This window comes from Curtobacterium sp. MR_MD2014 (assembly GCF_000772085.1).
Lineage (GTDB): Bacteria > Actinomycetota > Actinomycetes > Actinomycetales > Microbacteriaceae > Curtobacterium.
The window spans coordinates 1,721,686-1,741,768 of sequence record NZ_CP009755.1; the positions used below are offsets into that span (position 1 = coordinate 1,721,686).

Here is a 20,083-nt window from a genome sequence, read left to right on the forward strand (position 1 = left end):
GACGACTCCACGGCGAGTGCGCACATCCAGTGTTGCACGGAGCATCCGGATCGCGCGAGGGGGTCGCCGAAGAATCTTGTAGCGCTCCAACGAGATGCTCGGACGAGCATTCCCGATCAGTTCTCGTTCGTCACCGTGCCCTGCACACCGCCGCCGCGCAGGGTGACGGTGAGCGTGCCGCTCATCGACTGGGCGGAGAGCGAGACGTTCCCGTGCAGGGCGTCCTCACGCGGGTAGCAGGCGGTGGTCGACTCGAGCCGGTTCGCGGTCGCCACCAGGCAGATGGTCTCGCGGTCGGTCCCGACCCCGGCCCACACGTTCCACGGAGTCTCGAAGGCGCTGCCGTCCAGGGCCCGGTTCGTGAACACGAGCCGGGTCGTGCGGAGGCTCACGGGCGCCTCGACCGGGCCCGGCAGCTGGTCCGCGGAGGTCTGCGGGATGTCCAGCAGCTCCTCGAGGGTGATCGCGCCGGGTGTCGGTGTCGTGCTGGGCGCGGCGGCCAGCTGCCCGTCGGTCGTGCCCACCAGCGTGCCCGCCGCGAACGCCAGGCCGACGACCGCTGCCGCGCCGAGCGCGATCCAGGCGCGCGGCCGCGCGGTCCAGAGCAGTCCGCTCACCCGCGTCCGCCACGTGGGACTCCCGGCCTGGAGGTCCGCCCCGCCCCCGGCGCGGGCGGCACCCGGTCCCGTGGTCCGTTCCTGCTCGCCCTCCGGCCCGACCGGGTCGGCGGGCGCCGACGCACCGGCCGAGCCGGGCCCGGTCCGGATCGGCCCCGCCGCCGGTGTCGGTCGGTCAGCGGTCGACGCAGCGACGGACGACCGTCCGGCCTCGCTCGTCGTGCGGTCCGCCGGACGTCCGTCGTCGGTCGTCGTCCCGGCCGGCGGCGTCGCGCCCGCGACGGTGCTGCCGTCCCGCAGCCCGCGGAGCTCGAGCCGGGCGCGCGCAGCGTCCTCGGCCGCGACCCCGGCTCCCCACGCGAGGGCCTCGAGTCGTGCCCGTTCCGCCGTGACGTCCTCGTCGGCCATGCGCACTCCCGGTCCGGACGCACCGGACACCCACATGCTCCCACCCGGACGACGGCACGTCCGCCCCCCGAGCGGGAGGTGTCCAGTCCCCGAGGCGTAGACGGGTGGCATGAGCACCGACGCAGGAACCGGGCACGACGCCTCCGGCCACGACCAGACCCGGCACGACGCCGAGCCCGAGACGCTCGAGCCCCTGAGCCACGACACCCAGTCCGGCGAGGCCGACTACGTGGCGACGAGCCCCGGCGGCAGCGGGACCGAGCGGCACGTCCCCACCCCCGACGAGGAGCAGGGCCGTGGCACCGAGTACGACCCCGTCGACCAGGGGCCCCAGCAGGAGGGCCAGGGCGGCTGAGACCGGCCGCCCCGCGCCCCCCTGCCCGGCTCAGCGGACGATCCGGCGCAGCACCGCGCGTTCCCCGAGGGTCCAGACGGCGCTCGTGACGACGTAGAGCGTCGCGGCGAGCGGGACGACCGCGGCGAGGACGACCGACGCGAAGGGCGCCCAGCGCGCCAGGGCAGCGGCCGGACCGGCCCCGGGCGTACCGGCGGCCGGCTCCGCCGTCGGGTTCCAGTGCACGGTGGCCCGGCGCGACGCCTCGACCACCACCGCCATCACGACGAGCAGCACGAGTACCACCCAGGCGTGGCTCCACAGCGGCGACGCGAGCGCCACCAGGAGCGTGTGCCCGAGCGGGATCCCGACCAGTGTCGCGTCGAGCAGGGCGTTCGCGGCGCCGGCGATCGACGCGTGCGTGAAGAGCGCGTACACGAGCGAGAGGACCGGAGCCTGCGCGAGCACCGGGAGGCACCCGGCCAGCGGGGAGACGCGCTCGGAGGTGTACAGGCGCTGCACGGCCTCCTGGAGGCGTCGCGTGTCCGCACCGTGGCGCCTGCGGAGGGCGGCGAGCTGCGGGGCGAGTCGACGCCGGTCGCGCTCGGCCCGCACCTGCAGGACGGCGAGCGGGACGAGCACGATGCGCACGCCCAGGGTGAGCGCCACGACGGCGAGCGCCGCTGCGGCGCCACCGGCGACGGGGGACAGGGCTGCGGTGAGCGCGGTGAGCAGGTCGACGCCGGCGCGCAGCAGGTCGCCGACGACGGGCAGGGTGGTGATGTCCATGACGTTCCGTTCGAGTGGAGGGGTCCGTGACGACGTGACCCGACCACCCGCGGGCGGTCAGGCCGGTGTCGGCGCTCCCGGTGCTCGCGACCGCACCTGGCCGTCGGCGTCGGGGTGGCTCCACGCGATGCGGGTCGCCCGCTCCACCGCTGCGCCCGTCCGCTCGGAGCCCTCGGCACCCGGATCGACACCGAGCGACGTCGCGAGCAGCCGGACGACGAGCACCGTGACGGCGACGGCGGCGAGGCCGAGTGCGGCGACGGCGAGCAGGGGCGCCGGGGAACCCGACGGACCGAGCAGGCCGGCATCGCCGATCTGCAGCACCGCGAGGGCGCGCAGCAGGAGTTCGACGACGGTCATGGTCCGTTCAGCGTAACCCCCGCGTGCCGTCGAGGACCGGCAGTCCCGGACGGGCAGGATCGCAGGCATGACCGCAGGATCGCCGAGCACCCCAGCGACCCTCGCCCTGGAGCGGGCGGGGATCCCGTTCACGCCGCACGTCTACGAGCACCACGAGACCGCGACCAACTTCGGTGAGGAGGCCGCCGCGGCACTGGGGCTCCGTGAGGACCAGGTGTTCAAGACGCTCGTCGTCTCGGTGGACGGGCAGCTGGCCGTGGCGGTCGTGCCGGTCGCGAACCGCCTGGACCTCAAGGCCATCGCAGCTGCCCTCGGCGGCAAGAAGGCGACGCTCGCCCAACCTGCCCTCGCCGAGAAGCGGACCGGGTACGTGGTGGGCGGGATCAGTCCGGTCGGACAGAAGACCAGCCTGCGGACGGTCGTCGACGAGACCGCGCTCGAGCACCCGAGCATCTTCGTCTCCGGCGGGCGCCGCGGGTTCGACATCGAGGTCGCGCCGGCCGACCTGGTCCGCGTCACCGGCGCCTCCACGGCGGCCATCGCGAGGACCTGAGTCGGTCTGACGCAAGTTTCTTCACCCGCCGGGAATGGAGCGGGTCCTCCAGCGTTGCATTGAGTCGAAGGCACTCAAGTTCCCAGGAGGTCCCTTTGCCAGCAACGTTCGGCCCGACCGGTGGCGACGACGCGTTCGACGCGTTCATCGCGCGGCTCATCGCGGCCCAGCAGTCCGGTGCCCAGCGATCCGTCCCGCTGGGACGCCCGGTCGACATCACGCGGCTCCTCAGCCGACGTACCCACGAGGTGCTCCAGCACACCGCCGAGTACGCCGTCGCACAGGGCCAGCACGAGATCGACGCGCTGCACGTCCTGCACGTGCTCGTGCGCACCGAGCCCTTCACCGCGGTCCTGCGCACCGCCGGTGTCGACCCGGAGCAGTTCGCCGCCGAGGTCGAGCAACGCCTCCCCGCGCCGACGGACCCGCGTCCCGAGCGCACCGGGCAGCCCGCCCTGACCGGGACCGCACAGCGGATCCTGCTCGAGGCGACCCAGGCCGCCAAGGCCTTCGGCAGCACCTACACCGACCCCGAGCACGTCTTCTTCGCGCTCGTCACCGACCAGGACACCGTCACCGGGCAGCTGCTCGCGAGCGCCGGTGTCACCCCGCAGCACCTGCAGGAGCACGCCCAGCAGGCCGCGGCAGCAGCACGAGAGGGACGCCCGATGCCCGGAGCCACCGAGACCACCGCCGACCCCACGAACGGCACGACGAGCGACACCCCGACGCTCGACCGGTTCGGCACCGACCTCACCGAACGCGCCCGCGACGGACGCATCGACCCGGTGATCGGCCGCGCCGACGAGATCGAGCAGACCGTCGAGATCCTGCTCCGCCGCACGAAGAACAACCCCGTCCTCATCGGTGAGCCCGGCGTCGGCAAGACCGCGATCGTCGAGGGGCTCGCGCAGCGGATCACCGACGGCGACGTGCCCGCGCTGCTCCGGGGCAAGCGGGTGGTCGCGCTCGACCTCGCCGGCATGCTCTCCGGCACCCGGTACCGCGGCGACTTCGAGGAGCGCCTGACGACGGCGATGGACGAGATCGCGGCGCACGCGGACGAGCTGATCGTCTTCATCGACGAACTGCACACCGTCGTCGGCGCCGGGGGCGGTGGCGAGGGCGGCTCGATGGACGCCGGCAACATCCTCAAGCCCCGCCTGGCCCGCGGCGACCTGCACCTGGTCGGCGCGACGACGCTGCGCGAGTACCGCCGCATCGAGAAGGACGCCGCGCTCGAGCGGCGCTTCCAGCCGGTCCGGGTGGGGGAGCCGAGCATCGAGGACGCCGTCGCGATCCTCGGCGGCCTCGCCCCGCGCTACGCCGAGCACCACGACGTGACCTACACCGACGACGCCCTGCGCGCCGCGGTGGAGCTCTCGCACCGGTACGTGACCGACCGGCACCTGCCGGACAAGGCGATCGACCTCATCGACCAGGCCGGGGCACGACGCCGTCTCGCCCTGTCGGGCGACGTCGACGTCGAGGCGCTCCGTGACCAGGTCGCGGAGCTGCAGGCCGACAAGGACCGCGCGGTGGCCGAGGAGCTGTACGAGGAGGCGTCGCGCCTGCGCGACGAGATCGACGGACTGGAGGCGCAGATCACCGCCGCCTCGCAGGGGGACGCGAGCAGTGCCTCCCGGCCGTCGACCGCCGACCGCGTGATCACCGAGGCAGACGTCGCCGAGGTCGTGTCGCGTGCCACCGGCATCCCGGCGACCCGGATCTCGCAGGGTGACCGCTCGCGCCTCGCCGCGCTCGAGGACGAACTCCACGAGCGCGTCGTCGGCCAGGACGACGCCGTGCGCGCCATCGCGACCGCCGTCCGACGCAGCCGGACCGGCATGGGCGACCCGCGTCGTCCCGTGGGCAGCTTCCTGTTCCTCGGCCCGACGGGCGTCGGCAAGACCGAGCTCGCGAAGGCCCTGGCCGGATCGCTCTTCGGCGACGAGTCCGCCATGCTGCGGTTCGACATGAGCGAGTTCGGCGAACGGCACACCGTCTCCCGCCTGGTCGGTGCCCCTCCCGGGTACGTCGGTCACGAGGAGGCCGGGCAGCTCACCGAGCGCGTCCGTCGCAACCCGTACTCGGTGGTCCTGCTCGACGAGGTCGAGAAGGCGCACCCGGACGTCTTCAACCTGCTGCTGCAGGTGCTCGACGACGGCCGCCTCACCGACGGACAGGGACGGACGGTCGACTTCCGGAACACCGTCGTCATCATGACGTCGAACATCGGCTCGGAGTTCCTCGCATCGCGCTCCGGTGCGCTCGGGTTCTCGGCCTCGGCGGACGGCAGCTACTCCGAGGAGGACCTGCGCGCCCGTGTGATGGGCAGGCTGCGCGAGTCGATGCGGCCCGAGTTCATCAACCGCATCGACGAGATCGTGCTCTTCCGCAAGCTGTCGCAGGAGCAGCTGCGGTCGATCGTCGACCTGCTGCTGCAGGACACCGCGCTCCGGCTCCTCACCCAGGGGATGACCCTGGCGGTGTCCGAGGCGGCGACCGACTGGCTCGCCGAGCACGGGTACGAGCCCGAGTACGGCGCCCGTCCGCTCCGTCGACTCATCCAGCGCGAGGTCGACGACCGCATCGCGACCCTGGTGGTCGACGAGCAGGCGCACGCCGGCGACACCGTCCGGATCGACCTCGAGGACGGCCGGCTCGTCGCCCGGGCGTCAGCCCCGGCGACGGTCTGATCCGACCCGCTCACACGGAACGGCCCCGGCACACCAGCGGTACCGGGGCCGTTCCGCGTCCTGCGACGTCCTCGTCTGTTCTCGGATGCGATTCCGGAAAGGTTCGAGAAAGGGGTTGCGCTCGCATTCCCGACGCCGATAGTGTTCACGAGCATCACCGGCTGTACGAGACCGAGAGGGGGCCGACAATGATGATCGCCATGACGAACCCGTTCCGTGGAATCCGTGGGATCGGCGGCACCCCGCTCCGTTCGCACTGACGCGGGACGCCCCGCTCCAGCCGTTCTCCTCGATCGACCGAGGTCCCGCTCGTCGCTGCCCTGAGCACGCGGTGGTGCGGTCCCGATCGTCGTCGCACAGCCCCGCTGTGCCGCACCACACACGCCGTGCAGGCCACGGCTGCCCGTCCAGCTGACGGACGCCCGTCCCGTTGACGGACGCCCGTCCTGCTGACGGCAGCCGGGGGCGCGGCGTGGTGGATCGAGATCGGACCGCGAGCGTCGGACGTCTCTCCGACGATTCCACTCGGTGACCCGATCGTTCACCGACAATGCAGCCTCGCGCATTCCTGCGCGCCCTGCCGATCATTCTCGCCCGCATTCACCGGGCGTTCTTCGCGAACCCGTTCCCGACGCATCCACGCGGTCGGCGGTCGGGATCTCCGTCATGCCCTCGGGCACCCACGAAAGGCACCATCGTGTCGAACGACATCGACGTCCGTCCCCCTGACACCCGCGCGGTGCGCCGCCGGGTCACGCTCGCCGACCGCATCGCCCTCCGGATCGGCATGTCGCTGATCATCTGGAGTCGTCGGACGCACCACGCGCGTCCGTCGGTCGACCACGCCACCCGTCAGCGGCTCGACCGGGAGCGGCGCGAGCGCGAGCTCGAGCTGCTCGTGCGGAGCGCCGCGATGCGCATGTGGCGCTGACGCGCCGCGACCCGGCGCGGCCCGGCTGCGCCGACGCGGCGGCGCTCCGGTTGCGCCGACGCGGCGGCGCGCAGCCGCAGCCGCAGCCGCGACAGCGCCGCGCGCACGGCCTCCGCACAACCAGAAGCACCTCGCGCCATGCGATCGCATGGCGCGAGGTGCTTCCCGTTGTGCTCCGCGACGAACGCGGCGCCCGCCGCGTCCGCTGGGCTCGCCGCGCCCGCCGCACATACGGCACCCGCCCCGCGCGGGACCGCGACCCCGCGCCTACCGCTTCCGGTTGGCCACCATTGCGACCGCGTACGACGGGAACCACGTCCCCGCCGCCGGCCCACCGTTGCAGGTCCCGTCGCTCGCCCCCGGCGTCTTCACCCAGAGCAGGGCGTCGAGCCGGGTCGTGCCCGCTGCGACGTGGGGCTTCCCTCCGAGACCGGCCCCGGTCGGGTTGCACCAGGTGCCGAGCCACCCACGACCGTTCCTCGACACGTCGACGACGTACCGTGCTCCACCCGTCATCGCGCTGAGCCGCTCGGCGTAGGCCCGCTCACCGTCGACGCCGTAGAAGTTCGCGACGTTCGTGAAGAACCCCCGGGCCTGGGCGACACCGGCTTCCCGCAGGTACGTCGCCTGGAGCTCCGCGGGGTTCCAGTCCTCGTTCCCGCCGTCCAGGTAGGTGGGGACCCCCGCGGCGGCGTACACGCGCACGGCCGCCGCGATGAGGCCCGGCCGTCGGGCTCGCTCGGCGGTGCACGTGCTCAGGTGTGCCAGGGAGTCCGGCTCGACGATCACGACGGCCCGGTGCCCCTGGAGGTCGGCCGCGATGCGACGGTTCCACGCGGCGTACCGGGACGGGGAGAGGCCGCCCGCCGAGTACCCGCCGCAGTCGCGGTTCGGGACGGCGTACGTGACGAACACCGGCGTCGTGCCCGTCTTCTCCGCGGCGGCGAGGTTCCGCGCGATCACCCGGTCCAGCGCGTCGCCCGTGTACCACTCGCCGAGCCAGATCGCGATCGGCTGCTGCGCGATGGTGCGGGCCGCTGCGGCCTCGGTCGTCCTCCCCGCCGCGCTGAGCGCCGCCGCGGCCTGGGCGGGCTGGCTGTCCGGCTGCCGGTACAACCCACCGGCGAAGACCTGCCCGGGCGTCGCGGAGTGGAGGGCAGCGCGCGGCAGCGGCGCGGTGGACGCCGCCGTCGCAGCCGCGGGGAACGTCACGGTGCCCCCGACCACCGCCGTCGCCACGACGGCGAGCGCGACCATCGTCCTGATCCTCGAGTACATGGTCCCCGTCCTGTGTCCGTCCGCTGCCGGGACGTCCCTGCCGTCCCGCTCCACCTGCCGCAGACCATCAGAACCCGCGGGGCGGCGTCGGGGCGATCTCCAGAACGAGGGACAGGCGACGGACGGCCGGGCGCGTGCGGCGCCTGCGGTCGCGTACCGTTGTGCGGTGACCGAAACCGCAGCTGCACTCGTCGAACGCCTGACCGCCATCGTCCCGGACTTCCCGAAGCCCGGCATCCTGTTCCGCGACGTGACGCCGGTGTTCTCCGACCCCGTGGCGTTCGGACGGGTCTGCGAGGCCCTCGCGGCGCCGTTCGCGATCGGTGCGGGGTTCCAGGCGGTCGCCGGCATCGAGGCCCGCGGCTTCGCCCTGGCCGGGGGCATCGCGGCCCAGCACCAGGTCGGCGTGCTGACGGTCCGCAAGGCCGGCAAGCTGCCCGGCGAGGTCCTGAGCGAGCAGTACGCGCTCGAGTACGGCGAGGCAGAGCTCGAGCTCCGGCCGGGCCAGCTCCCGCAGGGCACGCGCGTGCTCGTCGTCGACGACGTCCTCGCGACCGGGGGCACCGCTGCGGCGACGATCACGCTCCTCGAGCGTGCCGGGTACGAGGCGATCGGCTTCGCGTCGCTGCTCGAGCTCGACGGGCTCTCCGGTCGGGAGCGCCTCGAGCCGCGCCTGCCCGTCACGACGCTCGGCCGCGTCCCCGCCTGAACCGCTGCCGCCGGCCTGGACCGCCGCGGACGCGCCTGGACCGCCGCGGCCGCGCCTGGACCGCTGCGGCCGCGCACTAGTCTTGACCCACCCCTGAACCAACCGAGGAGCACCACGATCGTGACCGACGCAGTCGCACCAGAGCCCGCAGACCTGCCCCAGGCACCCGAGCCCCGCACCGCGACGACGGCCACGACGGGCACCGAGCTCTTCGACGGCGTCCGCGGTGTCGTCGCGATCCGCGTCGGCGGGGTGCTCAAGGACCTCGCGGCCGACGTGGAGGCGGGGGAGACCGTCGAACCGGTGACGCTCGACGAGCAGGACGGCCTCGACATCCTCCGGCACAGCGCCGCACACGTGCTCGCGCAAGCAGTGCAGCAGATCAACCCGGACGCGAAGCTCGGCATCGGCCCGCCCGTCACCGACGGCTTCTACTACGACTTCGACGTCGCCGAGCCCTTCACCCCCGAGGACCTCAAGGCCATCGAGAAGGGCATGGACCGCATCGTCAAGCAGGCCCAGCGCTTCCGGCGCAAGGTCGTCACCGACGACGAGGCCCGCGAACTGATGACGGGGGAGCCCTTCAAGCAGGAGCTCATCGGCCTCAAGGGCGCCGCGGCCGAGGGCGACTCCGGCGAGAGCGTCGAGGTCGGGGCCGGCGAGCTCACGGTCTACGAGAACGTCGACCCGAAGTCGGGCGAGGTCGTCTGGCAGGACCTCTGCCGTGGCCCGCACGTCCCGCACACCCGGTGGATCGGCAACGCGGCGAAGCTCATGCGCGTCGCGGCGGCGTACTGGCGCGGCTCGGAGAAGAACCCGCAGCTGCAGCGCATCTACGGCACCGCCTGGCCGGACAAGGACCAGCTCAAGGCGTACCTCGTCCGACTCGAGGAGGCCGCGAAGCGCGACCACCGCAAGCTCGGCGCGGAGCTGGACCTGTTCTCGTTCCCGGACGAGATCGGCTCGGGCCTGGCGATCTTCCACCCGAAGGGCGGCATCATCCGCCGCGAGATGGAGGACTACTCGCGCCGCCGGCACGAGCAGGAGGGGTACTCCTTCGTCTACACGCCGCACATCACGAAGGGCGACCTGTTCGAGCAGTCCGGCCACCTCGGGTGGTACAAGGACGGCATGTTCCCGGCCATGCACATGGACGAGGCCCGCGACGAGGACGGCAACGTCACCCGACAGGGTGCGGACTACTACCTCAAGCCGATGAACTGCCCGATGCACATCCTGGCGTACCGCTCGCAGGCCCGCTCCTACCGCGACCTGCCGCTCCGGATGTTCGAGTTCGGCACGGTCTACCGCAACGAGAAGTCCGGCGTCATCCACGGCCTGACCCGCGTGCGCGGCATGACCCAGGACGACGCCCACATCTTCACCACGCAGGAGAAGATGAAGGAGGAGTTGACCACGACGCTCGAGTTCGTGCTCTCGCTCCTCCGCGACTACGGGCTGGACGACTTCTACCTCGAGCTCTCCACGAAGGACCCGGAGAAGTACGTCGGCGACGACGAGGTGTGGGAGATCGCCACGAACACCCTGCGCGAGGTCGCCGAGGAGTCCGGTCTCGAACTCGTCCCGGACCCCGCCGGTGCGGCGTTCTACGGTCCGAAGATCTCCGTCCAGGCTCGCGACGCGATCGGTCGCACGTGGCAGATGTCGACCGTGCAGCTCGACTTCAACCTGCCCGAGCGCTTCGAGCTCGAGTACACGGCCCCGGACGGCTCGCGGCAGCGTCCCGTGATGATCCACCGCGCCCTGTTCGGCTCGATCGAGCGCTTCTTCGGCGTCCTCACCGAGCACTACGCGGGTGCGTTCCCGGCGTGGCTGTCCCCGGTGCAGGTCGTCGCGATCCCGGTCGCCGCGGAGTACGGCGACTACCTCGACGAGGTCGTCGCGAAGCTCCGTGCGCACGGCGTCCGCGCCGAGGTCGACCACTCGGACGACCGGATGCAGAAGAAGATCCGCACGCACACCAAGGCGAAGGTGCCCTTCCAGCTGATCGCCGGTGGCGACGACCGCGACGCCGGGGCGGTCTCGTTCCGCTTCCGCGACGGTCGCCAGGACAACGGCGTGCCGGTCGACGAGGCGGTCGACCGCATCCTCACTGCGATCCGCGACCGCGCACAGGTCTGATGGACCGCACGGGAGGCACGGAGTCCGTCCCCGGGACCGGTCACGTCGTCGACGTGGCCGGCTCCGGGGCCCCGGCCGACTCCGGGAGGCCGGCCGGCTCCGCGATCCCGGCCGACCCCGGTACGCCGGTCGTCGACACGGGCGGTGCCGCGGGCACCGGCAGCGCGGACGACCCGCTGGTGATCCGCGACGCGGCCACGGGTGCGGCGGTGCCGGACGCCTTCCAGCGCCTGTGGAACCCGCACCGCATGGCCTACATCGACGCCGGGCGGGAAGGTCGGGGCCGCGGGCACGAGGACGACTGCCCGTTCTGCGAGGCGCCGCGGAAGTCCGACGAGGACGCCCTGATCGTCGCCCGCGGTGAGCACGCCTACGTGCTGCTCAACCTGTTCCCGTACAACAACGGGCACCTGCTCGTCTGCCCCTACCGCCACGTCCCGCTGTACGACGAGGCGACCGTGGAGGAGATCCGGGAGATCGCCGAGCTGACCCAGACCGCGATGCGCGTACTGCGTGCGGTGTCGCACTGCGACGGCTTCAACATCGGCATGAACCAGGGCGAGATCGCGGGCGCCGGTGTGGCCGCGCACCTGCACCAGCACATCGTGCCGCGGTGGGCGTCGGACTCGAACTTCTTCCCGATCATCGCCCGGACGAAGTCCATGTCCCAGATGCTCGGTGACACCCGCCGGCTCGTCGCCGACGGCTGGCCCGCTGCGGACTAGACTGTCGGCATCATGAGCGACAGCACCAGCACCTCGGGCACCAACGGCACCTCGATCACCGGCTCCGACCGCGTCAAGCGCGGCCTGGCCGAGATGCTCAAGGGCGGCGTGATCATGGACGTCATCGACGCCGAGCAGGCCCGCATCGCGGAAGAAGCCGGCGCGACCGCCGTCATGGCCCTCGAGCGCGTCCCCGCCGACATCCGCGCGCAGGGCGGCGTGGCCCGCATGTCCGACCCGTCGATGATCGAGGAGATCATCGCCGCCGTCTCGATCCCCGTCATGGCGAAGGCCCGCATCGGCCACTTCGTCGAGGCGCAGGTGCTGCAGGAGCTCGGCGTCGACTACATCGACGAGTCCGAGGTGCTGTCGCCCGCCGACTACGTCAACCACATCGACAAGTGGAAGTTCACGACGCCCTTCGTCTGCGGCGCCACGAACCTGGGCGAGGCACTCCGCCGCATCACCGAGGGCGCGGCGATGATCCGCTCCAAGGGCGAGGCCGGCACGGGTGACGTGTCCGAGGCCACGAAGCACATCCGCACCATCTCGAAGGAGATCGCTGCGCTCCGCCACCTCAAGGAGGACGAGCTCTACGTCGCCGCGAAGGAGCTCCAGGCCCCGTTCGACGTGGTGAAGGAGGTCGCGCAGACCGGCAAGCTCCCCGTCGTGCTCTTCACCGCCGGTGGTGTCGCGACCCCGGCCGACGCCGCGATGATGATGCAGCTCGGTGCGGACGGTGTGTTCGTCGGGTCCGGCATCTTCAAGTCGGGCGACCCGGCGAAGCGCGCCGCGGCGATCGTCAAGGCCGTGACCTTCCACGACGACCCGAAGGTCATCGCCGAGGTGTCCCGCGGTCTGGGCGAGGCCATGGTCGGCATCAACGTCGCCGACGTCCCCGCTCCGCACCGCCTCGCCGAGCGCGGCTGGTGAGCGCCCGACCCCGCATCGGGGTCCTCGCGCTGCAGGGTGACTTCCGCGAGCACATCGCCTCGCTGACGGAGCTCGGCGCCGACGTGGTGCCGCTCCGTCGGCCCGAGGAGATCGAGGCGCTCGACGGCGTCGTGATCCCCGGCGGTGAGTCGAGCGTCATGGACAAGCTGTCCCGGACGTTCGGCGTCGCCGAGCCACTGAGCGCAGCGATCCGCGGGGGACTCCCCGCCTACGGCACCTGTGCCGGGATGATCATGCTGTCCTCCCGGATCGCCGCGGGCATCCCGGGGCAGCAGACGCTCGCCGTGCTCGACACGACCGTGCGCCGCAACGCCTTCGGCAGCCAGAACGACTCCTTCGAGACCGACATCCCGATGCCGGCACTCGGCGAGGCCCCCGTGCACGCGGTGTTCATCCGCGCCCCCGTGGTCGAGGAGCACGGCGCCAGCGTCCAGGTACTCGGTGCCCTCGCCGACGGGCAGGTCGTCGCCGTGCAGCAGGACGCCGTGCTCGCGAGCGCGTTCCACCCCGAGGTCGCCGGCGAGGACCGCTTCCACCGCCGCTTCCTCGACATCGTCCGCAGCGCCTAGGTCCTCCCGACCCGCAAGACGCAACGTCGGCGGTTCCTCGCAGCGGCATCGCACTGCGCGGTGTCACCGACGTTGCGTTTCGCGCAAGGGGGCGGGGCGGCGGTGATCCGCGCCTCCCGGCCGGTAGACTGGTCCGGATCTTCCGCTAGACGCAAGGAGCACCGTGTCCGGGCATTCCAAGTGGGCAACGACGAAGCACAAGAAGGCGGTCATCGACCAGCGCCGTGCGAAGTCGTTCGCCAAGCTCATCAAGAACATCGAGGTCGCCGCGAAGATGGGCGGCGCGGACCTGTCGGGCAACCCGACCCTGGTCGACGCCGTCCAGAAGGCCAAGAAGACCTCGGTCCCGAACGACAACATCGACCGCGCGATCAAGCGCGGCGCCGGCCTGACCGGTGAGTCGATCGAGTACACGACGATCATGTACGAGGGCTACGGCCCGAACGGTGTCGCGATGCTCGTCGAGTGCCTCACCGACAACAAGAACCGCGCTGCGGCCGAGGTCCGGACGGCGATGTCCCGGAACGGCGGCACCATGGCCGACCCGGGCAGCGTCGCCTACAACTTCTCGCGCAAGGGCGTCATCTCGGTCACGAAGACCGACGGTCTCGACGAGGACACCGTCATGACGGCCGTCCTCGACGCGGGTGTCGAGGACGTGGTCGACCAGGGCGGCGGCTTCGAGGTCATCACCGAGGCGAGCGACCTCGTCGCGGCGCGCACGGCGCTGCAGGACGCCGGCATCGACTACGACTCGGCCGATGCCGAGTTCGTCCCCGGGGTGAAGGTCCCGGTCGACGCCGACACCGCCCGCAAGGTCTTCAAGCTGATCGACGCGCTCGAGGACAGCGACGACGTGCAGAACGTCTACGCCAACTTCGACATCCCCGCGGACGTCCAGGCCGAGCTCGACGAGGACGAGGACTAGTCCGGTGCTCCGTGTGCTCGGGGTGGACCCCGGGCTCACCCGGTGCGGCGTCGGCGTCGTCGAGGTCGCACCGAACCGGCGCGCACGACTCGTCCACGTGACGGTCGTGCGCACGCCCGCGGACATGGCGTTGGAGCAGCGGCTCCTGCGCATCGCCGACGGCATCGCTGCCGAGATCGACGACCACCGCCCCGACGCGGTGGCGGTCGAGCGTGTCTTCGCACAGGCGAACGTCCGGACCGTCATGGGCACCGCGCAGGCGGCGGGGCTGGCGCTGCACGCCGCCGCCGCCCGTGGGCTGCCCGTCGGGCTGCACACGCCGTCGGAGGTCAAGGCGGCGGTCACCGGCTACGGGAACGCCGACAAGCGCCAGGTGCAGACGATGATCGCGCGGGTGCTGGGGCTCGACGAGGCCCCGAAGCCCGCCGACGCCGCGGACGCGCTCGCCCTGGCGGTCTGCCATGCCTGGAGGCTCGGATCACCCGACCGGGTCGGTCCCGGCCCGTCGACGCTCACCCCGGCACAGCGCGCCTGGCGGGACGCGCAGGCCGGGGTCGCGGACACGCCGCTCGCGCGTGCCGCTGCCGCGGCATCGCGTCCGGGTGCCGCCGCGCGGCGGGCCGGCGCCGTCGGTGGGCGGCCCTAGGCTCGTGGGCATGATCGCGAGCCTCCGGGGAACCTGCATCGACGTCTCCGGATCGGCCGTCGTGGTCGAGGTCGGGGGAGTGGGGTACGCCGTCACGGTCACCCCGGCGCACGCACTGACGATGCGCCACGGCTCCGAGGTGTTCCTGCGCACGGCGATGATCGTGCGCGAGGACGAGCACCTGCTCTTCGGCTTCGAGTCGACCGACGCGCTCCAGGTGTTCGACCTGCTCCGCAGCGTCTCCGGCGTCGGGCCGAAGTCGGCGCTCGGCGTCCTCGCCCACATGGACCCGGCACAGGTCGCCAACGCCGTCGCGAGCGAGGACGACGCGGCGTTCCGCAAGGTGTCCGGCATCGGCCCGAAGACCGCGAAGCTCATCACGGTCGCCCTCTCCGGCAAGCTCGTGGCCTTCGAGCAGGCGCCTGCGTCCGCGACGGTCGCGGGTGGCAGCGCGCACCCGGCCGCGCTCGACGTCGTGTCGGCGCTCGTCGGACTCGGCTGGCGCGAGGACGCGGCACAGTCCGCCGTCGACGCCGTCGTGGCGAGCGACCCGGGTGCCGCTGCGATGGGCACGCAGGCCCTGCTCCGCGCCGCGCTCGGCACCCTGCGTCCCGCGGGGGCCGGCCGGTGAGCGGGATCACCTCGGCGGGAGCCGAGTCGCAGGAGGAGCTCGCCTTCGAGGGCGCGCTCCGACCGAAGTCGCTCGACGAGTTCGTCGGGCAGCGCAAGGTCCGCGGCCAGCTCGACCTCCTGCTCAAGGCGGCGGCCATGCAGGAACGCACCCCCGACCACATCCTCATGGCCGGTCCGCCCGGGCTCGGCAAGACGACCCTCGCGATGATCGTCGCGCACGAGTCCGGTCGGCCGCTGCGGATGTCGAGCGGCCCCGCGATCCAGCACGCCGGCGACCTCGCCGCGGTGCTGTCCTCCCTCGTCCCCGGCGAAGTGCTCTTCATCGACGAGATCCACCGGATGGCGCGCTCGGCGGAGGAGATGCTCTACCTCGCGATGGAGGACTTCCGGATCGACGTGATGGTCGGCAAGGGTGCCGGCGCGACGAGCATCCCGCTCGACCTCGCGCCGTTCACCCTCGTCGGTGCGACCACGCGCGCCGGGCTGCTGCCGAACCCGCTCCGCGACCGCTTCGGCTTCACCGCGCACCTCGAGTTCTACGAGAAGGACGAACTCGAACAGGTGCTGATCCGCGCGGCGCACCTGCTCGACCTGCGCATCGACCGGTCCGCCCTGCGCGAGATCGCCGGTCGCTCCCGCGGCACCCCGCGCATCGCGAACCGCCTGCTGCGCCGGGTGCGCGACTACGCCCTCGTGCACGGCACCTCGGACGGGATGGCCGCCGTGCAGGGGGCGCTCGACCTGTACGACGTCGACGAGCTCGGGCTCGACCGGCTCGACCGCGCCGTCGTCGAGACGATGCTCACGCGGTTCGACGGTGGCCCCGTGGGCCTGAACACCCTCGCCGTCTCCGTGGGCGAGGAGTCCGAGACGATCGAGTCGGTGGTCGAGCCCTTCCTGGTCCGCGTCGGACTCGTGACCCGGACGCCCCGCGGGCGGATCGCGACCCCGCAGGCCTGGCGTCACTTCGGGATGTCCCCGGGCGACGGAGTCGGCGCGCAGCCCGGCCTGTTCGACGACTGATCAGGTATACGATATTCTGATCCCGGTCGCCCGAGTGTCGTGGTCGGCCCGCACGGACTCAGGCGGTTGCCCGATCGCGGACACGCCCGTGCCCTAGACTGCTACGGCCCGAAGCCGAGCAGCGACCGCTCCGGCTGGATCCGAGCAACCAGAGAAGGCACCGCCCCCATGGACCAATCACTCTTCCTCATCGTCATCATCGTGGCGTTCGCCGCGTTCATGTTCTACAGCAGCCGCAAGCGCAAGAAGCAGCAGGCGGAGCTCCAGACGAAGATGGTCCCGGGCTCCCGTGTCATGCTCTCGTTCGGCCTCTACGGCACGCTCGTGTCCGTCGACGACGACAAGGTCACGGCGGACGTCGAGGTCGCCCCCGGCACCATCGTGACGGTGCACCGCCAGACCCTGTCGCGCGTGGTCGACGAGGACGCGTCCGACGTCGAGACCACCGTCGTGCCCGAGGACGACGCTGCGGCGCCGAAGCCGATCGCCGACCTCAACGGCGAGCCCGTCTACGGCGAGCGTGTCGACGAGTCGGACCCGACGAAGCGCAAGACCGAAGACTGACGCCCTCGGCCGCCGGGTCCACCGACCCGGCGGCCACACCCCTGCCGCCGGCCGTGAGGTCGTCGGTCCTGAACAGAAAGACGAGACGACCGGTGGCACGATCGACACCCGTCAAGAAGGCGCTGCGCTCGCTCACCTGGTTGGTGATCATCATGGCTGCCCTGGCCGGCCTGAACACCGCCGCGTCGGTGCTCGCCGCCAACAGCAAGGACGACACCGACGAGTGGTTCGCCGGCGCGAGCTGGGTCCCCGAGTTGGCGCTCGACCTGCAGGGCGGCACGCAGCTGACCCTCGCGGCGCAGAACACCGAGGGCGGTTCCGTCACCTCGCAGCAGTTGAACCAGGCGGTCAACATCATCCGCCAGCGCATCAACGCGACCGGCGTCTCCGAGTCCCAGATCAACACGCAGGGCACGAACAACATCGTCGTGTCGATCCCCGGCAAGCCCGACAAGGCGACGATCGACCGGATCGAGGCAGCGGCGAAGCTGACCTTCCGACCGGTGCTCTACACCGAGGCGGCCACGAACACGGCGGTCGGCGGCAGTGACGGCGGGACCGCCTCGCCGACGCCGTACTCGCCGCCGGCATCGCTCGACGCGACCCCGAGCGCGAAGCCGACCAACGGCAGCGACCTGTCCCAGGTCACTCCGGCGCTGCAGGACCTGTACACGAACTACAACTGCGCTGCCCCGGACGACGTCACGGCGGCGCCCGACGACGAGCCGCTCGTCACGTGCGACCAGGACGGCGCCGCGAAGTACATCCTCGGCCCCGTCGAGGTCTCCGGTTCCGGCATCAGCAACGCGACCTCGGGTCTCGCCACCGACTCCCAGGGCGCGACCACCGGGCAGTGGGCAGTCAACCTGACGTTCTCGGGCAAGAGCTCGGATGACTTCCGCGACGTCACGAGCCGCCTCGTCAAGCTCCCCGCGCCGCAGAACCAGTTCGCGATCGTGCTCGACGGCACCGTGATCACGGCGCCCGCCTCGAACGCGGCCATCACGAACGGCAAGGCGCAGATCACCGGCAACTTCACCGCCGAGTCGTCCAAGACCCTGGCCGACCAGCTGAAGTACGGCGCCCTGCCCATCAACTTCCAGGTGCAGTCGAACGAGAACATCTCGGCGACGCTCGGTACCGCACAGCTCGTCGGCGGTCTCGTCGCCGGCCTGATCGGTCTGATCCTGGTCGTGATCTACTCGATCATCCAGTACCGGGCGCTCGCGTTCGTCACCGTGCTCTCGCTCGGCGTCGCGGCGGTGCTGACCTACCTCGTGATCGCGATCATGTCGTGGCGTGTCGACTACCGACTGTCACTCGCCGGCGTGGCCGGTCTCATCGTGGCCATCGGCATCACGGCGGACTCGTTCATCGTGTACTTCGAGCGCATCCGTGACGAGCTCCGCGACGGCCGTGGTCTCGAGAGCGCCGTCGAGTCGGGCTGGAAGCGCGCGCTCCGCACGATCCTGGCATCGGACTCGATCAACTTCCTCGCTGCGGTCGTGCTCTACATCCTGGCCGTCAGCGACGTGAAGGGCTTCGCGTTCACGCTGCTCCTCACGACCCTGATCGACGTCGTCGTCGTGGTCCTCTTCACCCACCCGATGATGCAGCTCATCGCGCGCAGCCGGTTCTTCGGCGAGGGACACAAGTTCAGCGGACTCGACCCGTCCGCCCTCGGCGCCGTCTACCGCGGTCGGGCGCAGTTCCGCGCCCCGGTCGTGGACGGCAAGCGCCAGCGCAGCGCGGGCGAGGCCCAGCGCCGCCAGACGATCGCAGAGCGGAAGGCCCAGCAGGCCTCCGGCGACAACGGCTCCACGCCGGACGGGAAGGACGACTGATGGCCAGCTTCAGCCAGTTCGGCAGCGACCTCTACACGGGCAAGCGTTCGTACGACATCGTCGGGCGCCGCAAGACCTGGTACCTGATCGCCCTCATCGCGATCGTCGTGTCGCTGGCGGTGCCGTGGCTCCGCGGCGGCTACCACCTCGGCATCGAGTTCACCGGCGGGTCCGAGTTCACGATCTCGAACGCGAAGGACCTCGACCAGTCGGTCGCCACCCGAACGGTCGAGTCGATCGTCCCCGAGGGCGTGCCGCGCGTCTCCCAGGTCGGCCAGGACGGCATCCGCGTCCAGACCGAGCAGTTGACGGACCGCGAGACCAGCGAGGTGCAGGACGCCCTGGCCGAGGCCTACGGCGTGTCGGACGACCAGGTCGCCTCGACGTACATCGGCGCGACCTGGGGAGCCGACGTGCTCGCGCAGGCGATCCGCGGTCTCGTCATCTTCCTCGCGCTGGCGGCCGTGGTGATGGCCGTCTACTTCCGCACGTGGAAGATGTCCGTGTCCGCCATGGTCGCGCTGCTGCACGACCTGCTCATCACCGCCGGCGTCTACGGCATCGTCGGGCTCGAGGTCACCCCCGCTGCCGTCATCGGCTTCCTGACCATCCTCGGGTACTCCCTGTACGACACCGTCGTGGTGTTCGACAAGGTGCGCGAGAACACGTCGCAGGAGTCGCACCGCACCTTCGTGCAGTCGGTGAACCTCGCCGTGAACCAGACGCTCGTCCGGTCGATCAACACCTCGGTCGTGGCGCTGCTGCCGGTCGCCGCGATCCTCTTCATCGGGTCGTACGTGCTCGGCGCCGGCACCCTGCGGGACATCTCGCTGGCACTGTTCATCGGCATCATCGTCGGCACCTACTCGACGATCTTCATCGCGTCGCCGATGTACGCCCACCTCCGCGAGAACGAGCCCAAGGTCAAGGAGGCCGACGCGAAGAAGACGCGGGCGGCCGAGAAGCGCCAGCGCGAGGTCGACGCCGCGGCCGAGGTCGCCTGATGGCGGTCGAGGTGCACGACGTCGACGTGGCCGAAGCCCGACGCCGGCTCGACGGGGGCGCGCGGTTGTTCGACGTGCGCGAGCAGGGGGAGTGGGACGAGGTGCACGCCCCGGAGGCGACGCTCGTCCCGATGTCCGAGCTCGTGGCCCGCTGGCAGGAGATCGACGGGGGTGACCAGCCCGCCATCGTCGTCTGCCACTCCGGCGCCCGCTCCGCGCGGGTCGTCGCCGCCCTCGAGCAGTCCGGGGTGCCGGCGGTGAACCTGACCGGCGGCATGGTCGCCTGGGAGCAGGCGGGCGAGCCGGTCGTGCGCGCCGGATCGTTCGGCGACGCCCAGGGCGAACCGCGTCACGAGCACTGACCGGACGCGCG

The 20,083-nt window shown here is 71.7% G+C and carries 21 protein-coding genes; 17 read left to right on the top strand and 4 right to left on the bottom strand.

Annotated elements, in window-relative coordinates:
- Positions 1 to 116 precede the first annotated feature (116 nt).
- The gene (locus NI26_RS16885; protein ID WP_066654267.1) at positions 117 to 1,025 is read right to left on the bottom strand and encodes a hypothetical protein; all 909 of its coding nucleotides are present in this window, start codon (positions 1,023 to 1,025) and stop codon (positions 117 to 119) included.
- 109 nt (positions 1,026 to 1,134) lie between these two features.
- Here NI26_RS16885 and NI26_RS07935 point away from each other — a divergent pair, with 109 nt between their 5' ends.
- On the top strand, positions 1,135 to 1,380 hold the full coding sequence (locus tag NI26_RS07935) for a hypothetical protein (protein ID WP_066654269.1): 246 nt from the start codon (positions 1,135 to 1,137) through the stop codon (positions 1,378 to 1,380).
- A 30-nt stretch (positions 1,381 to 1,410) separates the two neighbouring features.
- Here the strand turns inward: NI26_RS07935 and NI26_RS07940 are convergent, their stop codons facing one another.
- Together NI26_RS07940 and NI26_RS07945 are read right to left on the bottom strand one after the other, a co-directional pair.
- Positions 1,411 to 2,148 (bottom strand): YidC/Oxa1 family membrane protein insertase, encoded by a 738-nt coding sequence (locus tag NI26_RS07940; RefSeq protein WP_066654272.1) that lies wholly within the window; start codon positions 2,146 to 2,148, stop codon positions 1,411 to 1,413.
- 57 nt (positions 2,149 to 2,205) lie between these two features.
- Complete coding sequence (locus tag NI26_RS07945; RefSeq protein ID WP_066654275.1) at positions 2,206 to 2,508, bottom strand: hypothetical protein; 303 nt, start codon at positions 2,506 to 2,508, stop codon at positions 2,206 to 2,208.
- A gap of 67 nt (positions 2,509 to 2,575) precedes the next feature.
- Here NI26_RS07945 and ybaK point away from each other — a divergent pair, with 67 nt between their 5' ends.
- The 3 genes from ybaK to NI26_RS07960 all read left to right on the top strand — a co-directional run bounded on the left by ybaK (position 2,576) and on the right by NI26_RS07960 (position 6,691).
- Entirely contained in the window at positions 2,576 to 3,061 is a 486-nt protein-coding gene (gene ybaK, locus NI26_RS07950; protein WP_066654277.1) for a Cys-tRNA(Pro) deacylase, read from the top strand.
- A 95-nt stretch (positions 3,062 to 3,156) separates the two neighbouring features.
- Positions 3,157 to 5,760: an ATP-dependent Clp protease ATP-binding subunit gene (locus NI26_RS07955; protein WP_066654279.1), complete on the top strand. Its 2,604-nt coding sequence runs from the start codon at positions 3,157 to 3,159 to the stop codon at positions 5,758 to 5,760.
- Between the two features lie 697 nt (positions 5,761 to 6,457).
- On the top strand, positions 6,458 to 6,691 hold the full coding sequence (locus NI26_RS07960) for a hypothetical protein (RefSeq protein ID WP_066654281.1): 234 nt from the start codon (positions 6,458 to 6,460) through the stop codon (positions 6,689 to 6,691).
- A 267-nt stretch (positions 6,692 to 6,958) separates the two neighbouring features.
- On the opposite strand, the gene NI26_RS07965 is transcribed toward NI26_RS07960, so the two are convergent.
- The gene (locus NI26_RS07965) at positions 6,959 to 7,969 is read right to left on the bottom strand and encodes a glycoside hydrolase family 6 protein (protein WP_158407753.1); all 1,011 of its coding nucleotides are present in this window, start codon (positions 7,967 to 7,969) and stop codon (positions 6,959 to 6,961) included.
- A 166-nt stretch (positions 7,970 to 8,135) separates the two neighbouring features.
- Between NI26_RS07965 and NI26_RS07970 the strand changes: the two genes are divergently transcribed.
- The 13 genes from NI26_RS07970 (at position 8,136) to NI26_RS08030 (ending at position 20,072) form a co-directional block, all read left to right on the top strand.
- On the top strand, positions 8,136 to 8,678 hold the full coding sequence (locus NI26_RS07970) for an adenine phosphoribosyltransferase (RefSeq protein WP_066654284.1): 543 nt from the start codon (positions 8,136 to 8,138) through the stop codon (positions 8,676 to 8,678).
- Positions 8,679 to 8,831: 153 nt separating this feature from the next.
- Positions 8,832 to 10,820, top strand: a complete 1,989-nt coding sequence (gene thrS / locus NI26_RS07975) for a threonine--tRNA ligase (protein ID WP_066658210.1) — start codon at positions 8,832 to 8,834, stop codon at positions 10,818 to 10,820.
- A gap of 176 nt (positions 10,821 to 10,996) precedes the next feature.
- Positions 10,997 to 11,545 (top strand): HIT family protein, encoded by a 549-nt coding sequence (locus tag NI26_RS07980; RefSeq protein ID WP_066658213.1) that lies wholly within the window; start codon positions 10,997 to 10,999, stop codon positions 11,543 to 11,545.
- Positions 11,546 to 11,557: 12 nt separating this feature from the next.
- Positions 11,558 to 12,478 carry a pyridoxal 5'-phosphate synthase lyase subunit PdxS gene (gene pdxS / locus NI26_RS07985; RefSeq protein ID WP_066654286.1) on the top strand — a complete coding sequence of 307 codons (921 nt, stop codon included), beginning with the start codon at positions 11,558 to 11,560 and terminating at the stop codon, positions 12,476 to 12,478.
- Positions 12,475 to 13,068 (top strand): pyridoxal 5'-phosphate synthase glutaminase subunit PdxT, encoded by a 594-nt coding sequence (gene pdxT, locus NI26_RS07990; protein WP_081984845.1) that lies wholly within the window; start codon positions 12,475 to 12,477, stop codon positions 13,066 to 13,068. Before pdxS ends, pdxT begins: the two co-directional genes overlap by 4 nt.
- A 163-nt stretch (positions 13,069 to 13,231) precedes the next feature.
- Positions 13,232 to 13,996 carry a YebC/PmpR family DNA-binding transcriptional regulator gene (locus tag NI26_RS07995; protein ID WP_066654289.1) on the top strand — a complete coding sequence of 255 codons (765 nt, stop codon included), beginning with the start codon at positions 13,232 to 13,234 and terminating at the stop codon, positions 13,994 to 13,996.
- A gap of 4 nt (positions 13,997 to 14,000) precedes the next feature.
- The gene (gene ruvC, locus NI26_RS08000) at positions 14,001 to 14,642 is read left to right on the top strand and encodes a crossover junction endodeoxyribonuclease RuvC (protein ID WP_235426326.1); all 642 of its coding nucleotides are present in this window, start codon (positions 14,001 to 14,003) and stop codon (positions 14,640 to 14,642) included.
- A 10-nt stretch (positions 14,643 to 14,652) separates the two neighbouring features.
- Complete coding sequence (gene ruvA / locus NI26_RS08005) at positions 14,653 to 15,273, top strand: Holliday junction branch migration protein RuvA (RefSeq protein ID WP_066654290.1); 621 nt, start codon at positions 14,653 to 14,655, stop codon at positions 15,271 to 15,273.
- Positions 15,270 to 16,298, top strand: coding sequence for a Holliday junction branch migration DNA helicase RuvB (gene ruvB, locus NI26_RS08010; RefSeq protein ID WP_066654292.1), 1,029 nt, complete (start codon positions 15,270 to 15,272; stop codon positions 16,296 to 16,298). Before ruvA ends, ruvB begins: the two co-directional genes overlap by 4 nt.
- 168 nt (positions 16,299 to 16,466) lie before the next feature.
- Complete coding sequence (locus tag NI26_RS08015; protein WP_066654294.1) at positions 16,467 to 16,862, top strand: preprotein translocase subunit YajC; 396 nt, start codon at positions 16,467 to 16,469, stop codon at positions 16,860 to 16,862.
- 92 nt (positions 16,863 to 16,954) lie between these two features.
- Positions 16,955 to 18,706 carry a protein translocase subunit SecD gene (secD, locus tag NI26_RS08020; protein ID WP_066654296.1) on the top strand — a complete coding sequence of 584 codons (1,752 nt, stop codon included), beginning with the start codon at positions 16,955 to 16,957 and terminating at the stop codon, positions 18,704 to 18,706.
- Positions 18,706 to 19,710 carry a protein translocase subunit SecF gene (secF, locus tag NI26_RS08025; RefSeq protein ID WP_066654302.1) on the top strand — a complete coding sequence of 335 codons (1,005 nt, stop codon included), beginning with the start codon at positions 18,706 to 18,708 and terminating at the stop codon, positions 19,708 to 19,710. The genes secD and secF overlap by 1 nt, the downstream gene beginning before the upstream one ends.
- Complete coding sequence (locus tag NI26_RS08030; protein ID WP_081984848.1) at positions 19,710 to 20,072, top strand: rhodanese-like domain-containing protein; 363 nt, start codon at positions 19,710 to 19,712, stop codon at positions 20,070 to 20,072. The genes secF and NI26_RS08030 overlap by 1 nt, the downstream gene beginning before the upstream one ends.
- The last annotated feature ends 11 nt before the right edge of the window (positions 20,073 to 20,083 follow it).

Coding starts and splice junctions, on each gene's coding strand:
- NI26_RS07945 (WP_066654275.1), bottom strand. CDS start 2,508: ATGACCGTCGTCGAACTCCTGCTGCGCGCCCTCGCGGTGCTGCAGATC.
- NI26_RS16885 (WP_066654267.1), bottom strand. CDS start 1,025: ATGGCCGACGAGGACGTCACGGCGGAACGGGCACGACTCGAGGCCCTC.
- ruvA (WP_066654290.1), top strand. CDS start 14,653: ATGATCGCGAGCCTCCGGGGAACCTGCATCGACGTCTCCGGATCGGCC.
- NI26_RS07940 (WP_066654272.1), bottom strand. CDS start 2,148: ATGGACATCACCACCCTGCCCGTCGTCGGCGACCTGCTGCGCGCCGGC.
- NI26_RS07965 (WP_158407753.1), bottom strand. CDS start 7,969: ATGTACTCGAGGATCAGGACGATGGTCGCGCTCGCCGTCGTGGCGACG.
- pdxS (WP_066654286.1), top strand. CDS start 11,558: ATGAGCGACAGCACCAGCACCTCGGGCACCAACGGCACCTCGATCACC.
- NI26_RS08015 (WP_066654294.1), top strand. CDS start 16,467: ATGGACCAATCACTCTTCCTCATCGTCATCATCGTGGCGTTCGCCGCG.
- NI26_RS08030 (WP_081984848.1), top strand. CDS start 19,710: ATGGCGGTCGAGGTGCACGACGTCGACGTGGCCGAAGCCCGACGCCGG.
- ybaK (WP_066654277.1), top strand. CDS start 2,576: ATGACCGCAGGATCGCCGAGCACCCCAGCGACCCTCGCCCTGGAGCGG.
- secF (WP_066654302.1), top strand. CDS start 18,706: ATGGCCAGCTTCAGCCAGTTCGGCAGCGACCTCTACACGGGCAAGCGT.
- NI26_RS07935 (WP_066654269.1), top strand. CDS start 1,135: ATGAGCACCGACGCAGGAACCGGGCACGACGCCTCCGGCCACGACCAG.